We start from the raw sequence: 3039 nt of genomic DNA, 5'->3' as shown, positions 1-3039 counted from the left end.
CCTGTTCGCCCTATCCACATCACTGCTGCTATGAACTTTCTGTTGTCCTTTGCACTCCTTCCACTATCCCCTTTCTTTCCGGGTAAACTCTCCTTTATCCTTTCCCATTGCTTATCTTTTAAGTCGTATAACATCCTTAGCTTCTCTCAAAAATTGTTATTATAACTCCTTTCTTTTTGAATGTCTACACTACCTAGATTTATGGCGAAATATATCATGGAACCCGTAGTTGAAAAAGTTGCAGAATGTTTGTCAGAAAGATCGTCTGGTTATCAGAGTACTTAATTTACCTTAATGGCTTTACAAACAAGTATAAATTTGTAATACTTTGCAATTAATTTAATGTTGAGGAGGAGTATATGGATACAGAAGATTTAAAGTTTTTTGGGGTGGGGGTTGCAATAGGGGCTATTGTAGGTCTTGGGTTAAGTTTTACAGCCTTATCACCTTTGGTGATGGGTGGCATTGCTGGTTTTGTGCCTATAGCGGTGTTATGTATGAGATCTCTATTGGATAGCGGAACTCCTAAAGGTAAGGAGCTTCCAATTAAGGTGGGCATAGCAACAATTGCTGCTTCAGCAGTTGGTATTGCTTGTGGTGATGCTGCAAGCTCTTTGTTTCCTGGTGTAATGTCAGGTACATGGACAGCAATTTTAGCTGGTGCAATAATAGGAGCAATAGGAATAATGTCAGCTTTAGCTGCAGAGAAATATATTATCGCTCCTGTAATAGAAAGAATGGCACAATTTTCAAAGGAAGTGTCTGCTAGTTAGTAATGTACTTAATTTACTTAAAGCAATCATGTTATAGATTTTATTATGTTAAAAGCAATTTTAACAGGCTTTTTCTAATTTTAGAGGATACGCTTGTGGTAAGATGATTTTTTCTGTTTTCACAAAAGCTAAAGTTTATTAACATTAGAGTAGTGTTTTTAAGGTTAAATTTTAAATAAATTGAAGTGCATGATGTAATTTTAGTTTTACAAGACGGTAAGTCCTTTTTAGGAAAGTCAATAGGTAAAAAAGGTAAATGTATAGGAGAGGTATGTTTCACTACTGGTATGACAGGCTATCAGCATACTATAACTGATCCTTCTTTTGCCGACCAAATTATTACATTTACTTTTCCTCATGTTGGTAATGTTGGGGTAAATGGTAAGGATAATGAAGGAAAAAAGATTTTTGCAAGTGGCGTAGTTGTGCGAGAGCTTTCATCAGCATCACATCCATCTTCTTATATTAGTGTCAATGATTGGTTGAAAGAAAATGATATAATTGGGATATCTGGTGTTGATACTAGAGCTTTAACTAGGCATTTGAGAGATCATGGATCGCAAAATGGCATGATATGCCCATCGGATAGCATCAATCTAGATTGCATCTTACAGGAATTAAACGAATATAGATCTGAAGATGGAATAGAAATCACTAATAAAGTTAGTTTAAGCAACGATTTTCAAGGTAACTCTGATGCAAAGTATAAAGTTGCAATAGTTGATTTCGGGATTAAGGCTAGTATAGTTTTGCGTTTAATGGAGTTGGGTTGCACAATTAAGTTAATCAAACCAACTAAAGGCTTTGCTCAGGAAGTATTAAATTTGAAGCCAGATGGTATAGTACTTTCTAATGGTCCTGGTGATCCAAAAGAGATAGGGAAGGGTGTTACTTTAGAAATAGATATTATTTTGAGATCCGGAATACCAGTTTTTGGTATATGTATGGGGCATCAATTGCTTGCAATAACTCTTGGAGCAAAAACTGTTAAAATGAGTAGTGGTCATCGAGGGAGCAACCATCCAGTTTATGAAATAAGTAGTGAAAAAGTGGAGATAACCAGTCAAAATCATGGTTTTGTTGTTGATTCAGATTCGCTTCCCAACAATGTTAAAGTTACTCATATTTCCTTATTTGATGGGAGTATTGAGGGGATAGCTATAAAGGACCATCCGATATTTTCTGTGCAATATCACCCAGAAGAGGCGCCTGGCACACATGACTCACATTATTTATTTAAGCGTTTCATTGATAATATTAAACTATACAAAATGTAAATTTTGGAAAATTATTTTTTTAATTACTTGATTTTTTAATTCTAGGCATTTAATATTAAGTCAAATCACTGTGAAGTTTGCGGAGGAGTGACCGAGTGGTTAAAGGTAGCAGACTGTAAATCTGTTCGCGTTGCGTACGTAGGTTCGAATCCTACCTCCTCCATCTGCGGGTATAGCTTAATTGGTAGAGCTCTAGCCTTCCAAGCTAGTGGAGTGGGTTCGAATCCCACTATCCGCTCTTTTTTTTTGTTGTATTTTTATAAAATCAACATATTATTTATTGATGTATTTATATTTTAGGTAGAAAGTTTAAATTATGACAACAGTAGTAGAAGCATTTGGCAAGCCGCACGTAAATGTAGGAACGATAGGGCATGTGGATCATGGAAAAACGACATTAACGGCAGCGATAACGAAGCATTATGGAAATTTTGTAGCATATGACCAAATAGATAAAGCGCCAGAGGAAAGAAAAAGGGGAATAACGATAGCAACAGCGCATGTTGAATACCAAACAGAGACTAGGCACTATGCACATGTGGATTGCCCTGGACACGCGGATTATGTAAAGAATATGATAGTGGGGGCGGCGCAGATGGATGCTGCAATATTGGTGGTGTCGGGGGTTGATGGTCCGATGCCGCAAACGAGAGAACATATCCTGCTCGCAAAGCAAGTAGGGGTTGGATATATAGTGGTGTATATAAATAAGGCCGATGTGGCTGATCCTGACATGATAGATTTGGTGGAAATGGAAGTGAGGGAATTGCTCACGAAATATGGTTTCCCCGGAGATGATGTGCCGGTAGTGGTGGGTTCTGCGCTGAAAGCGTTGGAAGATGAAGATAGTGAATATGGAAAGAAATCGATAGAGAAGTTAATGGAGAAATTAGATGAATATGTAGCGGTACCGCCAAGGCCGGTAGAATTGCCGTTTTTGATGCCTGTAGAAGATGTATTTTCAATATCAGGGCGAGGAACGGTAGTAA

Annotated in this window: 3 protein-coding genes and 2 tRNA genes; all 5 read left to right on the top strand. The window is 37.5% G+C overall.

The window, feature by feature from the left end; all coding sequences use genetic code 11:
• Positions 1 to 359: 359 nt before the first annotated feature.
• Positions 360 to 773: a hypothetical protein gene (locus IC220_RS06740; protein WP_188153693.1), complete on the top strand. Its 414-nt coding sequence runs from the start codon at positions 360 to 362 to the stop codon at positions 771 to 773.
• Positions 774 to 958: 185 nt separating this feature from the next.
• Complete coding sequence (gene carA, locus IC220_RS06735) at positions 959 to 2050, top strand: glutamine-hydrolyzing carbamoyl-phosphate synthase small subunit (protein WP_188153692.1); 1092 nt, start codon at positions 959 to 961, stop codon at positions 2048 to 2050.
• Between the two features lie 81 nt (positions 2051 to 2131).
• Positions 2132 to 2213: transfer RNA gene (locus IC220_RS06730), tRNA-Tyr, on the top strand.
• Between the two features lie 3 nt (positions 2214 to 2216).
• A tRNA-Gly gene (locus IC220_RS06725) sits at positions 2217 to 2288 on the top strand.
• A 78-nt stretch (positions 2289 to 2366) separates the two neighbouring features.
• On the top strand, positions 2367 to 3039 hold a 673-nt coding region (locus IC220_RS06720; protein ID WP_188153398.1), incomplete at its 3' end, for a GTP-binding protein.

Origin of the sequence: Wolbachia endosymbiont of Pentalonia nigronervosa (assembly GCF_014534705.1) — a bacterium.
GTDB lineage: Bacteria > Pseudomonadota > Alphaproteobacteria > Rickettsiales > Anaplasmataceae > Wolbachia.
Note: the sequence above shows the minus strand (reverse complement) of the source record. Positions and strands in the feature narration are given on the sequence as shown.